The sequence below is a fragment of the Cupriavidus pauculus genome (assembly GCF_008801835.1).
GTDB lineage: Bacteria > Pseudomonadota > Gammaproteobacteria > Burkholderiales > Burkholderiaceae > Cupriavidus > Cupriavidus pauculus.
This window is the reverse complement of sequence record NZ_VZOW01000106.1, coordinates 1-433: the sequence shown is the minus strand read 5'-3', so window position 1 is coordinate 433 and position 433 is coordinate 1. Positions and strand designations below refer to the sequence as shown.

Genomic DNA, 433 nt, shown 5'->3' with positions numbered 1-433 from the left:
CCACCGCGATAGATCGCCACGTCCATCAGCGTTGCCCGACGGCACGCAACATTGGTGATGGACGGTGCCGCAGCCGACCATCAATTACCGTGCTCGCGCATCCATCGAATCTCGTGCTCACGCACACCTGCGCGCATCCTGCGCATGGACGTCAACCTACCCGATGCGCCGCACGGTCAGGTAATCACGGAAGTCGTCCATATCGGGGCCCGAGACCAGGCCTATCGCAATACCTACCAGGCCATTCCTTCGGATCGGCGCTTTCGCCTGCCGATCGATGAGAACAAGTGGCCGCGCATCGCGGGTACCCTGAGCGGGCGCGTGACGTCTCCTGGCAAATATAAGTACGCCTATCTGACGCAGCATGGCCTGTATGTCGTGCGCCTGGATCTGGATTTCGAGGATTGGCCCAACGGCGGCGAGAGTGTGCCGA

Annotated in this window: 1 pseudogene; it reads left to right on the top strand. The window is 61.4% G+C overall.

Going from position 1 to position 433, the window contains the following annotated elements:
- Positions 1–126: 126 nt before the first annotated feature.
- Positions 127–433: pseudogene (locus F7R19_RS29600) on the top strand (type VI secretion system tip protein VgrG); the annotation flags it as partial.